This window comes from Micromonospora sicca (assembly GCF_003172935.1).
Classification (GTDB): Bacteria; Actinomycetota; Actinomycetes; order Mycobacteriales; family Micromonosporaceae; genus Micromonospora; species Micromonospora sicca.
The window spans coordinates 1-17,171 of the sequence record NZ_QGKS01000268.1 but is presented as its reverse complement, the minus strand read 5'-3'; the positions used below and the strand labels follow the sequence as shown (position 1 = coordinate 17,171).

The following is a 17,171-nucleotide window of genomic DNA, read 5'->3' as shown; positions in this document are numbered from 1 at the left end:
CAGACCGTCCGTCGGTGTCCACCTACGTCCAGCCTGGTGCTTCTCGATCGTCACCCAGCTAGCCACCCAGTGGCACGGTGGTTGGTTCGGTAGTCCTGGCGCAAGCCGGTGACCTCGTCGCCTTGCGGGTCATAGATGACCAAGCCATGCTGCCCGGCTAAGTGGCACACGGCGCGCACCTCCTCACTGCCTCGGGGTGAGTGGCTGATACTCACGCTCACGTGGTCAAATTGCGTCGGTACCCAATCCGCCCAACCGAAAACGGCGCCTGTCAGTGCCCAGGATGCCCCCAACGTGAAGGTGAGGGCGATGCTGCGGACGCGATGCCGTCTCGAATGACGAAGTATGGGATCCGCCCGGTAATCGCCAAGTTGCGCAGTGACTAAGACAACAAAGGGAAGCCCCGCAAGCGCAACAAGAATGGCCAGCAATCCCCAGCCACTGCTCTCAACAGGGTTTCTCAGACTCATGTCGAAAAGGCGAGTCATCGCCGGGGCGATATCGAGCACTTCCGCGCGAACGGCCAGAAACACGAGAGCTCCGAGAGTCGGCATGCCTAATGCGCAGGCCAGACCCCACCAGTTACGCTCCCTGACATACACTAGCGTCTTCGCCAGATAGAAAAGGGCGATTCCAAGTAGAACGACTGCCCCCACTGCTGCCGCCGCAGTTCCGACGAGTAAATACAATGCCGCCACGTATGCGATGTAACCGATGATCCCGGCACCGATAAGATATGGCATCCTGCCCCCAGCCCCTGGGCCACCGCTGCTCGTCTTGCTAGCTAGGCTTCAACCGTAATCGCATGGCAATCGATGGCCATCGGCACCATGGCGGAACCTAGCGTCCGATCGTCCGATCCCTGACATGCGCCCGCGCGGCCCGCGATAGTCTCGGCCCGGCTCAACTCTCCTCACAAAGATCCGGTTACTGAGCGGGGGTGGCTGCGGGGGCGACCTGCTCAACATGCGGTTCGAGACTCTCCGGGGACCCACCGGTGTTGCTCGGGTACTCGATGATGCCGCCGGCCGCTTCCAGGTTGGCAAATGGTTGCGAACGGGAAGCTGCGGAGCCACACAGGCTCACTATGCCATCCCGTCTGCCGTCGACCCGCCCTCCTGGGGAGCGGGCCGCCGCCCGGCCCGCCACGTCATCCATGAAGGAGCGGGGCCGGTCAAGGCTGGGGTTTTGACCTGCTGACGTTGATTTTTCCGGTTCCGGCAATGGGTTTCGGGCAGGCGTGTGTGCGGTGCCGGGGTCAACGGCTGGGCCGTAGGCCCACCCCGCAGGGGCTTGGCCTTGACGCCGGCGCCGTGCGCGCCATGCTCGTGATGCCGGAAGGCGTTGCGGGTGGTCGCGTCACCAGTTCCGACCGATGTCGGAGGGGCAGGCCGAGGGGTTCGGCTGCCGGTCATCCATTCGCCCTGCGGGTTCGGGGCATGGTGGTGTGCGACCGTGACCGGACGGGGTCAATCAAGCGGGCGGCCTCGCCGTCGGCCGACGGGGGTCAGACGTGGCACGGCCACGCGTCCGGTCACGTCCGAACCTGCTCACGCCGCCGCCTTGGCCGGTGCGAGGGCGCGGATGTGCCCGTCGCGCAGGCCGTAGTAGACGAGGGCGAGCAGCTTGCGGGCCACCGCGACGGTGGCGATGTTGCGTCCGCGTCGCTCCGCGATGCGGGCCCGGGTGGAGGTCAACCAGCCAGCGGTGTGCGGGACGCCGTGGGCGGCCTCGACCGCGGCCCACCGCACCAGCGTGGAGCCCTGCTTGGTGATCCGCCCCCGGTGCACGACGAGGTCGGACTCGCGGTGCCGCGGGGTCAGCCCGGCCCAGGAGGTCAGCTCCGCCGGGCCGGGGAACCGGGCGACCTCGCCGATCTCGGCGACGAACACCGCCGCCAGGATCGGGCCGACACCGGGGATGGCCTGGATCGCGGTGTAACCACGGTGCCCGGCGAGTCTGGCCCGGATCGGCCCGGCGACCGCGTCGATCTCGAAGTCGACCGCGTCGATCAGCCGGCACAGTGAGGACACCCGCCCTCGGTAGGCGCCGTCGAGCGGTGCGCGGGACAGCAGTTCCCGCCCACCCACGCCGAACAGATCCGATACCGGGATGTGCACTCCCTGTTTGGCCAGCACCGCGTGCACGGATGCCTTCAGCCCGCTGCGCCACGCGACCAGCTTGGCCCGATACCGCACCAGCTCCCGCAACTCGCGCACCGCCGGCGGGGCCGCATACGCCTCCGGCAGCCTGCCCATCCGCAGCAGATCGGCCAGGTCGGCGGCGTCACGGGCGTCGTTCTTCACCCGCCGGTACGCGAACCCTTTCACTCCCAACGGATGCGCCAAATGCACCCGGGCACCGGCCGCGGTCAGCACATCCACCGCCCAGTACCAGCCATACGTGGCCTCCAGGACCACCTCCGGATCCGGGCCGGCCTTGGCGATCTCCAACCCGAGCGCGACCGGGTCGTTGTCGATCCGCACCGTGTCGAGCTTCTCGCCGGTCTCGGTCATCCGCACGATCACCGAACGGCGCCGGTGCAGATCGATACCCACGATCTGCCGACCGTCGTACTCTGCCTGCATGAGGGGCCTCCTTCGTCGTGAGACGTGAGTACCCCGAGCATCCCGCCCGGGACCCACGAGGAGCGAGGCCCCGCTCCTTCATGCCATCAAGCGGACCCTGACGGCTCGTACGGACGCTGGCGGGTCGGGCGGTGGTCTGCTCGGCTCGCCCGGGTCGATGGCGGGCGGGATGGCCCTGCGCAACCACCCACGGACCGCAACGTGCGGATGGAGCCCCGGCCATCCTGGAGTCGTTGCGCCCCCGCCGGAGGCGCACTAGCCGCAACCCCGCGACCGCCGCCAGCTCGCCGACGCGGTCGGCGTGCCCTCTCCTACGCCGCGCGGTTACTGGGCCGCGCGGCCCGGCCGGCTGCCGGCCCACCCTGCCACGGCAACGATCATGTCGTTCTGCGGCGGCCCTCCGGGCTTCCCGCTCTTCGCGCCAGCCGCCGGGCATCAGGCGTGACGGCCGCAGAGCGACAGCGGCAGCGGCCGGCGCGCGCCCTGGCGGCGGCGCGTGCGGCCCGTTCAGGGCCGCCTTGACGCAACGTGAACGGTGAGGGCAACATCCGGCAGCGCAAGGATGGCCGATGGGAGGCCGCACTTGGGTCTACACCAGCGACGGCCGCGAGATCCGAAAGAGCGTCTACGGCACGTCGTGGGATGAGGTCCACGAGAGGCTGACGGCGCTCAAGGCCAAGACACAGGCTGGCGTCCGCGTCGCCGGTAGCATCCAGTCGGTCAGCGACTTCATGGCCTATTGGCTGCGGGACGTGGTGCAGGACCGCGTGCGGCCCAGCACCCTCCGCACCTACGAGTGGCTGTCGCGCTGCTATGTGGTGCCACTGCTTGGCAACCAGCGCTTGGGCAAGCTGCAACCGCCGACGGTGCGTAGCTTCCTCAACCGGGCCAAGGAGACGTGCCAGTGCTGTGCGCAGGGCAAGGATGCTGGGCGGTTGAGTGCGGGGCAGCCGGCTCGGTGTTGTGCCAGGCGTCCGCGCTCCTGCTGCCAGCAGATGCCGTCCGACGGCACCATCCGTCATCTCCACCGCATGATCCGCGCCGCGTTACAGGATGCGGTCATTGACGGGCTGATCCCGGACAACCCGGCCCGCAACCTGCGTCTGGCTCACCGGTACCGGCCACGCTTTACCCCGCTGACCGGCGCGGACGCGAAGCTGTTGTTGAAGGCCGCGAAGAGTGACCGGCTTTATGCGCTCTATGCAGTCGCCCTGGCGCTTGGCCTTCGACGCGGGGAAGCGCTGGGGCTCCGCTGGGAGGATATCGACCTGGTCGAGGGCGTCATATTCGTTCGGCAGACGCTGCAACGTCTCGGCGGCCAGCTCGTCTTCGGCCCGGTCAAGTCCGACGAGTCTGAGCGGGTCATCGCCCTACCTGCCCCGTGCCTGGCTGCGCTACGACAACACCGGGTGAGTCAGAACGCAGAGCGCCAGAGCGTAGGCAAGGACTGGAAGGACTCCGGGTTGGTCTTCACCACGGGCATCGGCACCCCGATCGAGCCGCGCAACCTGAACCGGCACTTCGTGCGGCTGCTGGATCATGCCGGGCTGCGCCGGATCAGGTTCCATGATCTACGCCACTCCTGCGCGACCCTTCTCTATGAGCAGGGCGTCCCCATCGAGAAGATCCAGGACATCCTCGGCCATAGCTCCCCGACCATCACCAAGCTGATCTACGTAGAGGTCACCCGGCAATCCCAGCGGTCGTCGGTCGACAAGCTCGGCTTTCTCTTCGACGCCTGACGTTGGGGTCAAGAGAAGGGGTCAGGCCCGGTCCAGAGGGACCGGGCCTGATGTGTTCCTGCTGGTGCGCCGCCAGGGACTCGAACCCCGAACCCGCGGATTAAGAGTCCGCTGCTCTGCCAGTTGAGCTAGCGGCGCTCGCTGGCAACGGAGAAGACACTAGCACGCCCTCCGACCCGGGTTCCAATCCGATCCCCGGCTCCCCTCTTCGGTCGAGCTTAAGGCGCGAATCGCAACAAAATGCCCACCGTCTGGCGGAGGGGACCGAGGTGGCGGCGTTCATGGGGCACGATGTGCGCCGAGACACGCGAGAGCAGGGGTGGGGATGGGCAGGTTCGCGCGGAGCGGGGCGATGGTGAGCGTCCTGGTCCTGACGGCGTCGCTGGCACTGACCGGGTGCGGCGACGACCAGAAGAAGCCGGCGTTCGTCAGTGGCAGCCAGCCGGCCAGCGTCTCGGCGGCCGAGGGGACGGCGAGCGCCGAGCCCTCGTCGCAGCCGGCCGCCGCGGCGCTCCAGGTGAGTCCGGCTGACGGGGCGGCCGGCCGGCCGGTCAGCACCGAGATCAGCGCCAAGATCCCGGGCGGCGGGAAGGTGTCGAAGGTCATGCTCACCGCCGCGAACGGTGCGACCGTCGAGGGCCGGATGCGCCGCGACGGCTCGTCGTGGGTGCCGTCCGCCGCGCTGAAGTACGCCACCCGGTACACCGCGACCGTCTCGGGGACGGGGACGGACGGCCAGACCCACGAGGGCACCAGCACCTTCACCACCATGGCCAAGCCGAAGTCGATGATCGGCTCGGGGCTGTACATGTTCGATGGCAAGACGTACGGCGTCGGCATGCCGGTGGTGGCCGAGTTCTCCCCGGGCATCCCGAAGAAGGACCGCGCGGCCGTGCAGAAGCGGATGTTCGTCCGCACCGACCCGCCGCAGCCGGGCGCGTGGCACTGGCTCTACAACGGCACCCAGGCGTACTACCGGGCGCCGGAGTACTGGAAGCCGGGCACCACCATCTCCGTACGGCTGGCCCTGGCCGGCATCCCGCTGAGCAACGGCCGCTACGGCAACGTCGACCGGACCGCGACCGCCAAGATCGGCCGCGCCTTCGAGATGAAGGTCGACAACGCCAGCAAGAAGATGAGCGTGTACGAGAACGGCGCGCTGATCCGCACCGTGCCGGTGAGCCTCGGCAAGAAGAGCACCCCCTCCTCCAGCGGCACCATGGTGGTGATGGAGAAGAAGGAGTCGACGGTCTTCGACACCCGGGACGAGGCGGACCCGGACAACCAGTACGTCACGAAGATCGACTTCGCCCAGCGGATCACCTGGGGTGGTGAGTACATCCACGCCGCCCCCTGGTCCGAGGGTGTGCAGGGCCGGGTGAACGTCTCGCACGGCTGCGTCAACGTCTCCATGGCGAACGGCAAGTGGCTCTTCGACCGGACCCTGGTGGGTGACCCGATCACCGTCCGGGGCACCCCACGCAAGCTGGTGCCGGGCAACGGCTGGACGGCGTGGAGCATGAGCTGGTCGGAGTTCGTCGCGGGCAGCGCCCTCCCGGTGCCGAAGGGCGGGGCGGGCCCGGCCTTCTGAGCGGGCAGCCGTTGCCCGGCGGGTCCGTCGGGCAACGGCCCGTGACGATGAAGGCGTGCGCCGACGCCGCCGGTGGAGACGAGCCTCACTCGCGAACCGGAGCAGCCTACCAAAATCGGTGCATCATGGTCGAGGTGTTCCGGTTCACTAGCGGGAACGGGTATCCGAATTCCTGCGTCAGTAGGGGACGATGGCACCCGGGGACCACGACTGTGAGGGAATCATGCGAGCTAGCCAGGACGAGCTGATCCGGCGCGGGGCCGCCGCCCGGCGCGGCGACCGACGCCGCGGGTTCGCGGCGGTGGTGCTCGCCGCCGCCATGGTGCTGACCTCCGCCTGCACCGGGGGCGGCGACGACGGCAAGCCGTCGAGCTGGCAGGGCGGCGGAGAGAGCAAGCCGAAGGCCGCGGCCACCATCACCGAGCCGCAGGCCGACGCCGCCGACGTGCCGGCCTCCACCGCCATCACCTTCACCACGAAGGACGCCCAGGAGACCAGCGTCGAGCTCACGGACTCGACCGGGAAGGCCGTCGAAGGCGAGCTCGCCGCGGACGGGAAGAGCTGGCTCCCCGACGGCGCCCTGGAGTACGGCGAGAAGTACACGGCGACGGTGACCGCGACCGGTGACGACGGCAAGCCGGCGACCGCGACCAGCACCTTCACCACCATGACCAAGCCCGGCAAGCAGATCCGGGTGAGCAGCTTCCTCGGCGACAACCAGGTGGTCGGCGTGGCGATGCCGCTGATCATCCGGTTCAGCCGGGCCATCCCGGAGGACTACCGGGACGACGTCCAGCGCCGGATGACGGTGACCACGAAGCCGGTCCAGGAGGGCGTCTGGCACTGGGTCAGCCCCACCGAGGTCCGCTACCGGCCGAAGAAGTTCTGGCAGGCCAACACCACGGTGTCGTACCGCGTGCAGGCGGGTGGGCTGCCCCTGGGCGACGGCTGGTACGGCCGCTCGGACCTCGCCGTGGACGTCAAGATCGGCCCGTCGTTCGTGATGACCGTCGACAACCGCACCAAGCGGATGACGGTCACCAAGGGCGGCAAGGTGATCAAGACGATCCTGGTCAGCCTCGGCAAGAAGACCACCCCGTCGTCCAGCGGCACCATGGTGGTGATCGAGAAGCTCCGCAAGACGGTCTTCGACACCATGGAGGAGCTGGGCCCCGAGGAGGGTTACCGCACGAAGATCGACTACGCCCAGCGGCTGACCTGGGGCGGTGAGTTCATCCACGCGGCGCCCTGGTCCGAGGGGCAGCAGGGCTCGGTGAACGTCTCGCACGGCTGCGTGAACGTCTCGATGGCCGACGGCGCCTGGCTCTTCGCCAACACCCGGATGGGCGACCCGATCACGGTCAAGGGCACCGAGCGGAAGCTCCAGAACGGCAACGGCTGGACCGACTGGAACCTGAGCTGGGACGAATACGTCAAGGGCAGCGCCCTGCCGTACGAGCCGCCGGCGCAGCCGGGCGACGAGGCCAGCGCCGCGCCCGGCGCGGGAGACGACCCGAGCGCCGAGCCGACGCCCTGACCGAGCACCCCTGATCGCGCACGCCCGCACCGGGCACCGAGCAACCGGAGCCCCCTCCCCCGCCGGAGGGGGCTTCGCCGTTTCCGGACACGGGGCACAGAGGCCGCAGAACGACGGAAGCCCCCTCCCGAGGGAGGGGGCTTCCGGATCCGGGTGACTGATGGGAATTGAACCCACGACAACCGGGACCACAACCCGGTGCTCTGCCAACTGAGCTACAGCCACCATGCGCTCCGCACCGGTCGACCCGGGCGGGGTGCGGACTAATAATAGCCACACCTCGTCCGGCCGCGTCCACCGGGTTCCGGCTCCTCCGCCGGAACCGCCCGGCCGCCCGGTCATGGCGCCGGCCCGGCGGTGGGAGTGCCGGTCAGAGCTGGGCGGCGATGGCCTTGGCGCTGTCCACGTCCGGCCCCGGCAGCGGTACGAAGATCGTCCGCCGGTAGTACTCCAGCTCGCGGATGCTCTCCCGGATGTCGGCGAGGGCCCGGTGGGCCAGCCCCTTCTGCGGCTGCCCGAAGTACACCCGTGGGTACCAGCGCCGGCAGAGTTCCTTGATCGAGGAGACGTCGATCATGCGGTAGTGCAGGTGGGCGTCGAGGCGCGGCATGTCCCGGGCGATGAAGCCCCGGTCGGTGGCGATCGAGTTGCCGCAGAGCGGCGCGTTGCGCGGATCCTTCACGTGCGTGGTGACGTAGTCGAGCACCATGTCCTGGGCCTCGGCCAGGGTGACCGTCGAGCGCCGGACCTCCTCGGTCAGCCCGGACTTGCCGTGCATGGTGCGGACGATCTCCGGCATCCCCTCCAGCGCCGCCTCGTCGGCGTGGATGACCACGTCGACACCCTCACCCAGCACGTTGAGATCGGGGTCGGTGACGAGCGCGGCGACCTCGATCAGCGCATCGCGCGCGAGGTCCAACCCGGTCATCTCACAGTCGATCCAGACGAGAAGATCAGCCACCGGACCAGACTACGCGCAGCCCACCTGCCCGCGCCTCGGCACCGTCGCCGGAGCGGACCGTTAGGGTTTCTCCGTGCCAGCCGAACCCGTCGCACCGCCCGCCGTCACCGATGACGACCCGGGCGGTCGTACGGTCCGCCGGCTCGTCACGGTGGTCGCGCTCGCGGCGGTGCTGCCGGCGCTGTACCTGCCGGGGCTGGTGCACGACTTCTTCGACCTGAAGATCTACATGCGGGCGATGGACTGGTGGGCGGGGGGCCATCCGCTCTACGACTACGTACAGCCGGACCGGGTGCAGGGCGCGCTCTACTTCACCTACCCGCCGTTGAGCGCGTTGCTGCTGCGGCCGTTCGCGCTGCTGCCGCTCGGCGCCACGGTGGCGATCTTCACGATCCTCACCGGGATCGGTGTGGTGGTGACGACGCGCTGGTTGGTGCTGCCGGTCGTCGAGCGGCACCACCTGCCGCGGCTGTTCGGCCTCACGGTCGCCGTCCTGCTGGCCTTCGCCGTGGAGAGCACCCGGGAGACGATCACCTTCGGGCAGATCAACATGCTGCTGGTGGTGCTGATCCTGGCCGACCTGCTGTTCGCCGTACCGCAGGAGCGGCGCTGGGCCGGTGTGGGCGTGGGGCTGGCGACGGCGCTCAAGCTCTACCCGGGCATCTTCATCCTCTACCTGCTGGTCACCCGGCGCTGGTGGGCGGCGGCGGTGGCCGCGGCGACGGCGGCGCTGGCCACCCTGCTGGCGGCGACGGTCGCGCCGGCCGACTCGTGGCGGTTCTGGACCCAGGAGCTCTGGGCGACCGACCGGGTGGGGCGCACCGACTACACCGGCAACCAGTCGCTGTTCGGCCTGCTGAGCCGGATCACCGCGCCGGAGAAGCCGAGTCAGCTCCCGTGGCTGCTGCTGGTCGTGGTGGTCACCGGGTTCGGGCTGTGGCGGGCCGCCCGGGCCGCCCGGGCCGGCGACGCGCTCGCCGGCCTCACCCTGACCGGGCTGGTCGGCGGGCTGGTCAGCCCGATCACCTGGACCCACCACCTGTACTGGTTCATCCCGGCGGTGGTGGTGCTGGTCGACGCCGCGTTGGACACCGACCGGGGCGCGGCCGAGGGGGTTCGCCAGCGCTGGTGGCTGCTCACCCTCGCGGTCGGCACCGCGTTCGTGATCATCTACGGGGTGGTGTCCTTCCAGGACTGGGGCGTCGCCCCGGCGCGGACCGACAACCCCGGCGAGTTCGTCGCCCGGAACGCGTACGTGCTGCTCAGCCTGCTGTTGTTGGCGGTGCTGCCGACGCGGCTCCGGTGTCGGTCCGCCGAGCCGCCGGCTACATCCTGAAACTTGCACCAAATGGACAGACGTCGCGAGCGGCTGTGATCGGCGCTAATCTAGTCACAACTACCTCAAGTTTCTCCCAGGTAGCACCGATCCCCCGGTGACGGTGGCCCTCCGCGTCGGCAGCGCGGAGGGCCACCCGTCGTTCCGGCGGCCGTCAGCCGTCGGCGGGGTCGTCCGGCGACGCCGGCCGGGCCGGGCCGTCCACCGGGACCGGACGGGCCGTCTGCTCGGGGGGCCCGGGCGGCCAGGACCAGGTCGTCGTCATCCCCGGACTCGACGGCAGGTCGGCGGGGGTCTCCGGCCGGCGGCTGGGGACCGGGCCGATCGCGGCCCGGGAGCGCCCGGCGTGGGCCGAGCCGACCGAGACGAGTTGCCGGTCGGCCAACGGCGGCCGCCCCTCGGCGGTCTTCTGCGGGCCGAGGCCGCTGAGCGAGGTCACGCCGAGCCGACCGGCGAGCACCGGGACCTGGTCCGGCTCGACGACGAAGACCACCTCGCGCGGGCGGACCGGGCGCAGTAACAGGGCCACGGCCAGCACCACCAGCAGGATCCCGCCGGCGAGTAGCCCCCACGCCGCGGCCGGGAACCATTCCGCGCGCAGCTCGGCGCGCAGGTCCAGGGCGAGGTCGGCTGCGCCGTCGGGACGCATCACCACCAGGCTCAGCGACCTGTTCGACAGCTCACCGGGGGTCCACTCCAGCGCGCCGACTCCCTCGCGTACCCAGAAGTCCTGGCCGAGCGGGACGGTGGCGACGGCGGCCGGGCCGGCCGGGCCGGCCGGGTCGAGCCGGACCGGGAGCGGGCCCCGGGCCAGCGCGACCCGCCGGACGGTGGCGTGCGGGACGGGGTCGAGCCAGCGCCGCACCTGGTCGCTGGGGGCCAGGCCGAGGAAGGCCGGGCCGTCGGCGGTCCGGGCGGTCAGCCGGAGCCGGGTCTGCCCGGTCCGGGCGAACGGGGCCTCGGCGCGCAGGAGAGTGTCCACGTCGGTGACCACGATCGCCCGGCCCGGGGTGCGGACCGTCTCGAAGCGGGCGCCGAAGCCGCCGTCGGGGTCGGCGTGCCGGGCGACGGTCCACAGGCCGCCGCCGGCGAGGAGCGCCGGAATCCCCATGGTCAACAGCAGTATTCCGGCGATCGTTCGCACGAACCGCATTCGCGTCGTCCCCCTCGGTAGCCAACTACCCGGCCGACCTTACCGATGTGAACCGCACAATCGCCGGATATCCACGGCAAGGACCCAACGGACCGCAGAAAGGTCGGTGGCCCGCCGGAAGATCCGACGGGCCACCGACAAAGACGCAGTTCAGGGCTTCGGCGTGGGCTCCCGCCGGGTCCGCAGGAAGGCCAGGCCACCCAGGACGAGGCCGGCCAGTCCGGCCACCAGCCCGGCGATGCCGAACGCGGTGCCGGCGCCGTCGGAGTCGTCGTCGGAGTCGTCGTCACCGGCCGGGGCGGCGCCCGCGCTTCCGCTCGGCGCGGCGGACGGCGAGGCGGCGGTCAGGGTGAGCACCGGGGCCGGGTTCTCCGGCTCCTCCCCACCCGGCGTCGGCTCCTCGATCCAGCGGGCGATGTTGCCGTCCGAGTAGGTCTGGAGCACCTTGAACACCATCCGGTCGACCTGCGGCAGCGGTCCCATCGAGACCGGGAACTCCTGGAACTCGCCCGGCTTCACGCCGGCGGTCGCGGCCGCCGTCCAGGTCAGCTTGGACACCGCCTCGGTGAGCTGGCTGCCGTGCACGTCGACCGGCGGGTCGACCTTGCGCTTCTCCACCGCCACCGTCCAGCCCGGCACCGGCATGGTGGACACCGAGCCGACCGGGGCGTTCTCCGGCAGCACCACCTCGACCTTCGTGGTCGAGGCGGTGTCGCTCTCGTTCGGCACCCGGAACGCGAACCGGCCGTAGCCGCCCTGGGTCGCCTCCTTCGGGTTGACCGTGACGTGCGCCGAGGCGGGACCGGCGAGGCCGAGCACGGCGGTGGCGACGGCGGTGAGCGCGAGCGCGACGGCGGTTACGGGACGCCGGAGACGGATCATGTGTCTGAGAGCCTTCCGTTACTTGATCGGCACGGTGGCGGTCACCGTGGCCTGGTCGATGTCGGTCGTGCGGACGGTGACGCGGAGCTGCCACTCACCCGCGGCCGGGAGGTTGATCTCCCCGGTCGCGTGGTTGTCGGTCAGCGGCAGCAGCGGGATCTCGATCGGCTCGATCCCCGCCGACGGCAGGGCGGCGGTCGCCTTCCACTCCTGCACCGGCTGCGGCCGGTTGTCCTTGGTGTACGCGTAGAAATGCACGGAGTTGTTGCCCCGCTCGGCCGGGTCCAGCTCCACCTGCACGGAGGCGACCGGGCTGGACAGGGTGGTGGAGAAGTAGCCGGTGGTCGTACCGGCCACGTCGGTGGCGGCGGTCCGGGCCGGGGTGGTCTGCACCAGCGTCGCCGAGACACCGAGCACCACCGCCGTGATCGCCAGCTCGACCCAGATGGCCCGGCGCACCCGCCCCGGACGCTGCGCCGCGGTCCGCCCCCGCACCAGTGTCCGGGAGTACGCCGCCACCCCGATCACCAGCGCGAACAGCACGATCTTGGCGAGCAGCAGCTGCCCGTACGTGGTGTCCACCAGGGCCTTCGGGGTGGCCACCTCGATCAGCCCCTGCACGGTGCCGGCGAGCAGCAGCGCCGCCACGGCGAGGGCCGCCCAGCGGGACCAGATCGGCAGGATCGCCCCCAGCTCGCGCTCGTCGGCTCGGCGCAGCAGGAACACCGCGAGCATCACCAGGCCGCCCAGCCAGACCGCCATGCTGCCCAGGTGCACCGCGTCCACCACCACGGAGACGGCCGGTGCGGGCGAGGCGGCCGGGTGCCCGGCCAGCGGCCAGGTGAACAGCGCGGCCCCGCCGAGGACGGCCAGGATGATGCCGTCGGTCCGGCCGATCGGCCCGGCGAAGAGCGGCCGGAGCAGGAACGCCGCCGCGGCGAGCAGCCCCAGCCGGACCAGGTGGGCCGTGCCGAACGCGCTGCCCACCACGTCGCTGAACCCCGAACCGGTCACGTCGGACAGCCCGCCGCCGGCCGTGTACGGCACCTGCAACCACAGGTCGGCCAGGGTGGCCACGACCAGCAGGCCCAGCCCCGCCCAGGCCAGCCGGACCGGTCCGCGTCGGGGCAGCCGGCGCGGCCAGAGCGCGGCGAGCACCAGCGCCGGGCCGACCAGCAGCAGCAGTCCGGCGTAGCCGAGGTACTTCGCCACCTTCACGGCGTTCCCCACCACCGGGTCGGCGCGGTTGTCCGAGCCGGTGTCGACCGGCGGCGGCGACGGCGCGCCCACCGAGTAGGTGAACGCGCCGGAGACCGGGTGGCTGTCGGCGGAGATCACCCGGTAGCTCACCAGGTAGGTGCCGCGCACGCCGGAGGGGTCGACCGGGATCGTCACCACCGCACCGGAGAAGGACGGTTCACCCCGGTCGGCCCGGGAGCCGTCGGGCGCGATGACCCGGACCTTGCCGGGCACCTTGCGGACCCCCTCGCTGAAGGTCAGCACCACCTCGGCGGGCCCGCTCGGCACCACCGCCGAGGCCGCCGGGCTGCTGCTGACCAGCACGGCGTGGGCGCTCGCCGGGCTTGCCGGGGCGAGCAGCAGGGCGACGAGGGCGACCAGCAGACCGGTGGCGGCGCCCAGCCGGGCGGCCCATCGACGGTCGGCGACGGCCACGGGCCGGCGGCGTACGGCAGGAATCATGACCATCATGCTCGCCGACCGGGCCCGTTCGCGGCGACCCGGCCTCACCCGCGCCCCGGCGCGAGCGCGGTCGGCAGCCGGCGCGGCGGCTCCCCGCTGACCCGGCCCAACGCCCAGAGCAGGCCCGCCTGCACCACGGCGGCCAGGTGCCCCAGCTCGTGCACCAGCGCGGTGCTCGACCGGGCGACGTCCACCGCGCTGGTGCCGGCCAGGCAGACCGCCAGCACCAGCGCCACCGGCAGGAACGCCCGGGCCCGCTCCGGCCGCCAGGCGGCCAGCGCGAACCCGACCGCGAGGGCCGCGTCGAAGGAGGCCATCTCGCGGCTGGTGTGCGGATCGGCCTCGACCCCGAAGCCGGCCAGCAGGATCGGCAGCGCGATGGCGAGCTGCGCCACCGCGGCCACCGCCACGGCCACCCGCAGCACCTGGCGCCGGGCCCGCACGGCCGCGGCGGCGTCGTCGCGCGCCGCGGCCCGGTCCGCCGCGACCGCGGCCAGCACGGGGGCGGTCAGATCGGGTACGTCGACCGCCTGGAGCCGGGTGAGACGGGTCACCCGTTCGGCCCGCGCCAGCCAGGAGCGGCACCCGGAGCAGGCCAGGGTGTGTGCCTCCAGCGCCGCCGCCGGCGCCTGCGAGTCCTCGCCGTCCAGCCGCGCCGACAGCGCCACGCGTACGTCGTCGCACTTCATGAGCAGGTAGTCGGGGGTAGGCCCGGAAAAGTTCCCGACGTGGGCTGGACCATAGAAAGGGCCGAAGGGTCCTGCTACCCACAGGTACGCCGCGTAACCTCGGGTGTCGTGATCCCCGCCCCGCGCGACACCACCGCCGGCCGCCACGAGGCAGGCCTCGGGGCGGCGCGGGACGGTGCCACCCGGTGGGCGCTGGCCGCCCGGGACGGCGACCCGGTGGCGCAGGCCGCCTTCGTCCGGGCCACCCAGGCCGAGGTGTGGCGGTTCGCCGCCGCGCTGGTCGACCCGGACAGCGCCGACGACCTCACCCAGGAGACGTACCTGCGGGCGTTCCGCGCGCTGCCCGGTTTCGAGGGCCGCTCCAGCGTGCGTACCTGGCTGCTCGGCATCGCCCGCCGGGCCTGCGCCGACCACCTGCGTACGGTGGTGCGCCGGCGGCGGCTCGACGAACGGCTCGCCGCGCACGCCCACACCGGCCGGCCGTACCCCGACCCGGCCGGGCACCTCGGCGCCACCGACCTGGTCCGCCGGCTTCCCGCCGACCGGCGCGGGGCGTTCGTGCTCACCCAACTGCTCGGCCTGTCGTACGCCGAGGCCGCCGCCGTGGAAGGGGTGCCGGTGGGCACCATCCGCTCCCGCGTCGCCCGGGCCCGGTGCGACCTGGTCGAGGCCGTCGGCGACGCGCTCGCCGGTTGACGCGGAACTTTTTCCGGATCCGGGACGACAAATGACCGTGACCGCACCGAACACCCGGGCCGCCCGCTGGCCCGCCGTCCGGCCCTGGCTCGGCACCGTCGCCCGGCTCGGGCTGGCCGCCGTCTGGTTGGTCGCCGGCGGCGCGAAGGTCGGCGACCTCGCCGCCTCCGGCCGGGCCGTCAACGCCTACCAGGTCATGCCGTACGGCGCCGCGACCGTGGTCGGCGCCGCGCTGCCCTTCGTGGAGCTGGCGCTCGGCGTACTGCTGCTGATCGGGCTGGCCACCCGACTGGCCGCCGCGGTCTCCGCGGCGCTGCTGGTGGTCTTCATCACCGGCATCGCCTCGGCCTGGAGCCGCGGCCTGGCCATCGACTGCGGGTGCTTCGGCAGCGGCGGGCAGCTCGGCGTCGGGCAGGCCCCGAGCTACCTCCCGGAGATCCTCCGGGACCTGGGGTTCCTGGCGCTGGCCGGATTCCTGCTGACCTGGCCCCGCACCCCCGTCTCGGTGGACGGCTGGCTGGCGGGCGAACCTCCCCTGGAGGACGAGGATGAGTAGTGGCAAGGACCGCAGGGACGCGGCCCGGGTGGTGCGCGAGCAGATCGCCCGGGAGAAGCGGCGCAGGCGGGCGCTCTGGACGTCGGTCGCCGCGGTGGTGGTGCTGGTCATCGCCGGCCTGATCGGCTGGACCGTGTTCCGGAGCCAGAAGTCGGACACCTTCACCGCCCCGCCCGGCGCCAACCCGCCGGGCACCGGCATCGTCCTCGGCGAGGGGCCGGTCACCATCGACCTCTACGAGGACTACCTCTGCCCGGTCTGCAAGCAGTTCCAGCAGACCAGCGGCCCGACGGTCAACCAGCTGGTCAGCGACGGCAAGGCCAAGGTGGTCTTCCACCCGGTGGCCTTCCTCAACCGCTTCTCCACCACGGAGTACTCCACCCGCTCGTCGGCCGCTTCCGGCTGCGCCGCCCAGGGCGGGAAGTTCAGGGAGTTCTCCGACGCGCTCTTCGCCCGCCAGCCGGCGGAGGGCAGCGCCGGGCTCAGCAACGACGAGCTGATCGACATCGGGGCGGGCGTCGGGCTGAACCGCGACGACTTCGGCTCCTGCGTGAAGGACGGAACGTACAAACCGTGGACCGAGCACGTCACCGACGACGCCAGCAAGGCCGGGGTCACCGGCACCCCGACCGTCAAGGTCAACGGCAAGGACGTCGAGGACCGCTCCCCGGAGGGGATCACCGCGGCGGTGGCGGCGGCCGGCAAGTGATCCTGGTACCGCTGCGGCGGGCGGCGGTGGTGGTCACCGCCGCGCTCGCCGCCGTCCTCGCCGTGGCCGCGCCGGCCGCCGCGCACGGCGCGGACGCCCCCGACGGCACGGACTACCGGGCCGAGGTCATCGCGCTCGCGCCCGCGCGGCCCGGGCTCACCGTCCGGGTCGTGGAGGCGGGCGCCCGGCTGGAACTGGTCAACCGCACCGGGCGGGACGTCGAGGTGCTCGGCTACTCCGGCGAGCCGTACCTGCGGGTGGGCCCGGGCGGGGTGTACGAGAACCGCCGCTCCCCGGCCACCTACCTCAACCAGACCATCGCCGGCGACACCAACCTCTCACCCGAGGCCGACCCGGCCGCCACCCCCGTCTGGAACCGGGTGGCCAAGGGGCAGTCGGTGCGCTGGCACGACCAGCGGGCGCTCTGGCTCGGATCGTCGCCGCCCGCCCAGGTGACCGCCGACCCGGGGCGCCCGCAGCGGGTCCGGGACTGGGTGGTCCCGCTGCGCGACGGCGACCAGGCCATCGAGGTCCGCGGCACCCTCGACTGGGTGCCCCCGCCGGACGCGTACCCCTGGTGGGTCGCCGCCACCCTCGGCTTCCTCGCCGTCGCGGCGGCCGGGCTCGCGCCGGCCGGCACGGCCACCGGCGTACGGGCGCTGCGCGGGGTGGGCGCCCTGCTCGCCCTCGGCGGGCTGGCCACGGTGGCGTTCACCGTCGGCCGGGAGTTGGACGCCGGAGCAGACGGGCTCGGCGGGGTGCTGCTCGGCCTGCTCAACGGTCAGGTCTGGATGCTGCTCACCGGGCTGGGCGCCATCGCCGCGGGCGGCTACGCGCTGGCCCGCCGGGAGGCCGCCGACTTCGCGCTCGCCCTCGCCGGGGCGTGCTTGACGATCTTCGCCGGCTTCGCCAACATCGCCGTGTTGTCCCGCTCGGTCGCCCCGGTGGTGTGGCCGGCCACCGCGGCCCGGGTGCTCGTGGTGCTCATCCTCGCCACCGGCGCCGGCGCACTCGGCGCCGGCGTCGGTGG

Annotated in this window: 15 protein-coding genes and 2 tRNA genes; 8 read left to right on the top strand and 9 right to left on the bottom strand. The window is 71.9% G+C overall.

What is annotated here, in order from left to right; genetic code table 11:
• Positions 1-50: 50 nt before the first annotated feature.
• Both DKT69_RS37850 and DKT69_RS21305 read right to left on the bottom strand, forming a co-directional pair.
• The gene (locus DKT69_RS37850; RefSeq protein ID WP_146231167.1) at positions 51-743 is read right to left on the bottom strand and encodes a hypothetical protein; all 693 of its coding nucleotides are present in this window, start codon (positions 741-743) and stop codon (positions 51-53) included.
• 807 nt (positions 744-1,550) lie between these two features.
• Positions 1,551-2,588, bottom strand: a complete 1,038-nt coding sequence (locus tag DKT69_RS21305) for an IS110 family RNA-guided transposase (RefSeq protein WP_109803288.1) — start codon at positions 2,586-2,588, stop codon at positions 1,551-1,553.
• A 569-nt stretch (positions 2,589-3,157) separates the two neighbouring features.
• Between DKT69_RS21305 and DKT69_RS21300 the strand changes: the two genes are divergently transcribed.
• Positions 3,158-4,330: a tyrosine-type recombinase/integrase gene (locus tag DKT69_RS21300; protein WP_109803287.1), complete on the top strand. Its 1,173-nt coding sequence runs from the start codon at positions 3,158-3,160 to the stop codon at positions 4,328-4,330.
• A gap of 62 nt (positions 4,331-4,392) precedes the next feature.
• Here DKT69_RS21300 and DKT69_RS21295 read toward each other — a convergent pair.
• Positions 4,393-4,468, bottom strand: a tRNA-Lys gene (locus DKT69_RS21295).
• A gap of 187 nt (positions 4,469-4,655) precedes the next feature.
• On the opposite strand from DKT69_RS21295, the gene DKT69_RS21290 reads away from it, so the two are divergent.
• Positions 4,656-5,921, top strand: coding sequence for a L,D-transpeptidase (locus tag DKT69_RS21290; RefSeq protein WP_109803286.1), 1,266 nt, complete (start codon positions 4,656-4,658; stop codon positions 5,919-5,921).
• A gap of 223 nt (positions 5,922-6,144) precedes the next feature.
• Positions 6,145-7,458, top strand: a complete 1,314-nt coding sequence (locus DKT69_RS21285) for a L,D-transpeptidase (protein WP_109803285.1) — start codon at positions 6,145-6,147, stop codon at positions 7,456-7,458.
• 152 nt (positions 7,459-7,610) lie between these two features.
• On the opposite strand, the gene DKT69_RS21280 is transcribed toward DKT69_RS21285, so the two are convergent.
• Both DKT69_RS21280 and orn read right to left on the bottom strand, forming a co-directional pair.
• Positions 7,611-7,683: transfer RNA gene (locus DKT69_RS21280), tRNA-His, on the bottom strand.
• A 145-nt stretch (positions 7,684-7,828) separates the two neighbouring features.
• Positions 7,829-8,419, bottom strand: a complete 591-nt coding sequence (gene orn / locus DKT69_RS21275; RefSeq protein WP_109803284.1) for an oligoribonuclease — start codon at positions 8,417-8,419, stop codon at positions 7,829-7,831.
• Positions 8,420-8,492: 73 nt separating this feature from the next.
• Here orn and DKT69_RS21270 point away from each other — a divergent pair, with 73 nt between their 5' ends.
• The gene (locus DKT69_RS21270; protein WP_109803283.1) at positions 8,493-9,755 is read left to right on the top strand and encodes a glycosyltransferase 87 family protein; all 1,263 of its coding nucleotides are present in this window, start codon (positions 8,493-8,495) and stop codon (positions 9,753-9,755) included.
• A 154-nt stretch (positions 9,756-9,909) separates the two neighbouring features.
• Here the strand turns inward: DKT69_RS21270 and DKT69_RS41420 are convergent, their stop codons facing one another.
• The 4 genes from DKT69_RS41420 to DKT69_RS21250 form a co-directional block, all read right to left on the bottom strand.
• On the bottom strand, positions 9,910-10,908 hold the full coding sequence (locus DKT69_RS41420; protein ID WP_109803282.1) for a hypothetical protein: 999 nt from the start codon (positions 10,906-10,908) through the stop codon (positions 9,910-9,912).
• 150 nt (positions 10,909-11,058) lie between these two features.
• Positions 11,059-11,790: a YcnI family copper-binding membrane protein gene (locus DKT69_RS21260; protein WP_109803281.1), complete on the bottom strand. Its 732-nt coding sequence runs from the start codon at positions 11,788-11,790 to the stop codon at positions 11,059-11,061.
• Between the two features lie 18 nt (positions 11,791-11,808).
• Entirely contained in the window at positions 11,809-13,500 is a 1,692-nt protein-coding gene (locus DKT69_RS21255; protein WP_375373478.1) for a copper resistance CopC/CopD family protein, read from the bottom strand.
• A 35-nt stretch (positions 13,501-13,535) separates the two neighbouring features.
• A complete protein-coding gene (locus DKT69_RS21250) occupies positions 13,536-14,180 on the bottom strand; it encodes a zf-HC2 domain-containing protein (protein WP_109803279.1) in 645 nt (214 codons plus the stop codon).
• Between the two features lie 108 nt (positions 14,181-14,288).
• Here DKT69_RS21250 and DKT69_RS21245 point away from each other — a divergent pair, with 108 nt between their 5' ends.
• The 4 genes from DKT69_RS21245 to DKT69_RS21230 form a co-directional block, all read left to right on the top strand.
• Positions 14,289-14,876 carry a sigma-70 family RNA polymerase sigma factor gene (locus DKT69_RS21245; RefSeq protein ID WP_109803278.1) on the top strand — a complete coding sequence of 196 codons (588 nt, stop codon included), beginning with the start codon at positions 14,289-14,291 and terminating at the stop codon, positions 14,874-14,876.
• Positions 14,877-14,907: 31 nt separating this feature from the next.
• Complete coding sequence (locus tag DKT69_RS21240; protein ID WP_109803277.1) at positions 14,908-15,432, top strand: MauE/DoxX family redox-associated membrane protein; 525 nt, start codon at positions 14,908-14,910, stop codon at positions 15,430-15,432.
• A complete protein-coding gene (locus DKT69_RS21235) occupies positions 15,425-16,141 on the top strand; it encodes a DsbA family protein (RefSeq protein ID WP_109803276.1) in 717 nt (238 codons plus the stop codon). The genes DKT69_RS21240 and DKT69_RS21235 overlap by 8 nt, the downstream gene beginning before the upstream one ends.
• The coding region (locus DKT69_RS21230) for a hypothetical protein (protein WP_236648130.1) at positions 16,138-17,171 on the top strand (1,034 nt) is incomplete at its 3' end. The genes DKT69_RS21235 and DKT69_RS21230, both read left to right, overlap by 4 nt.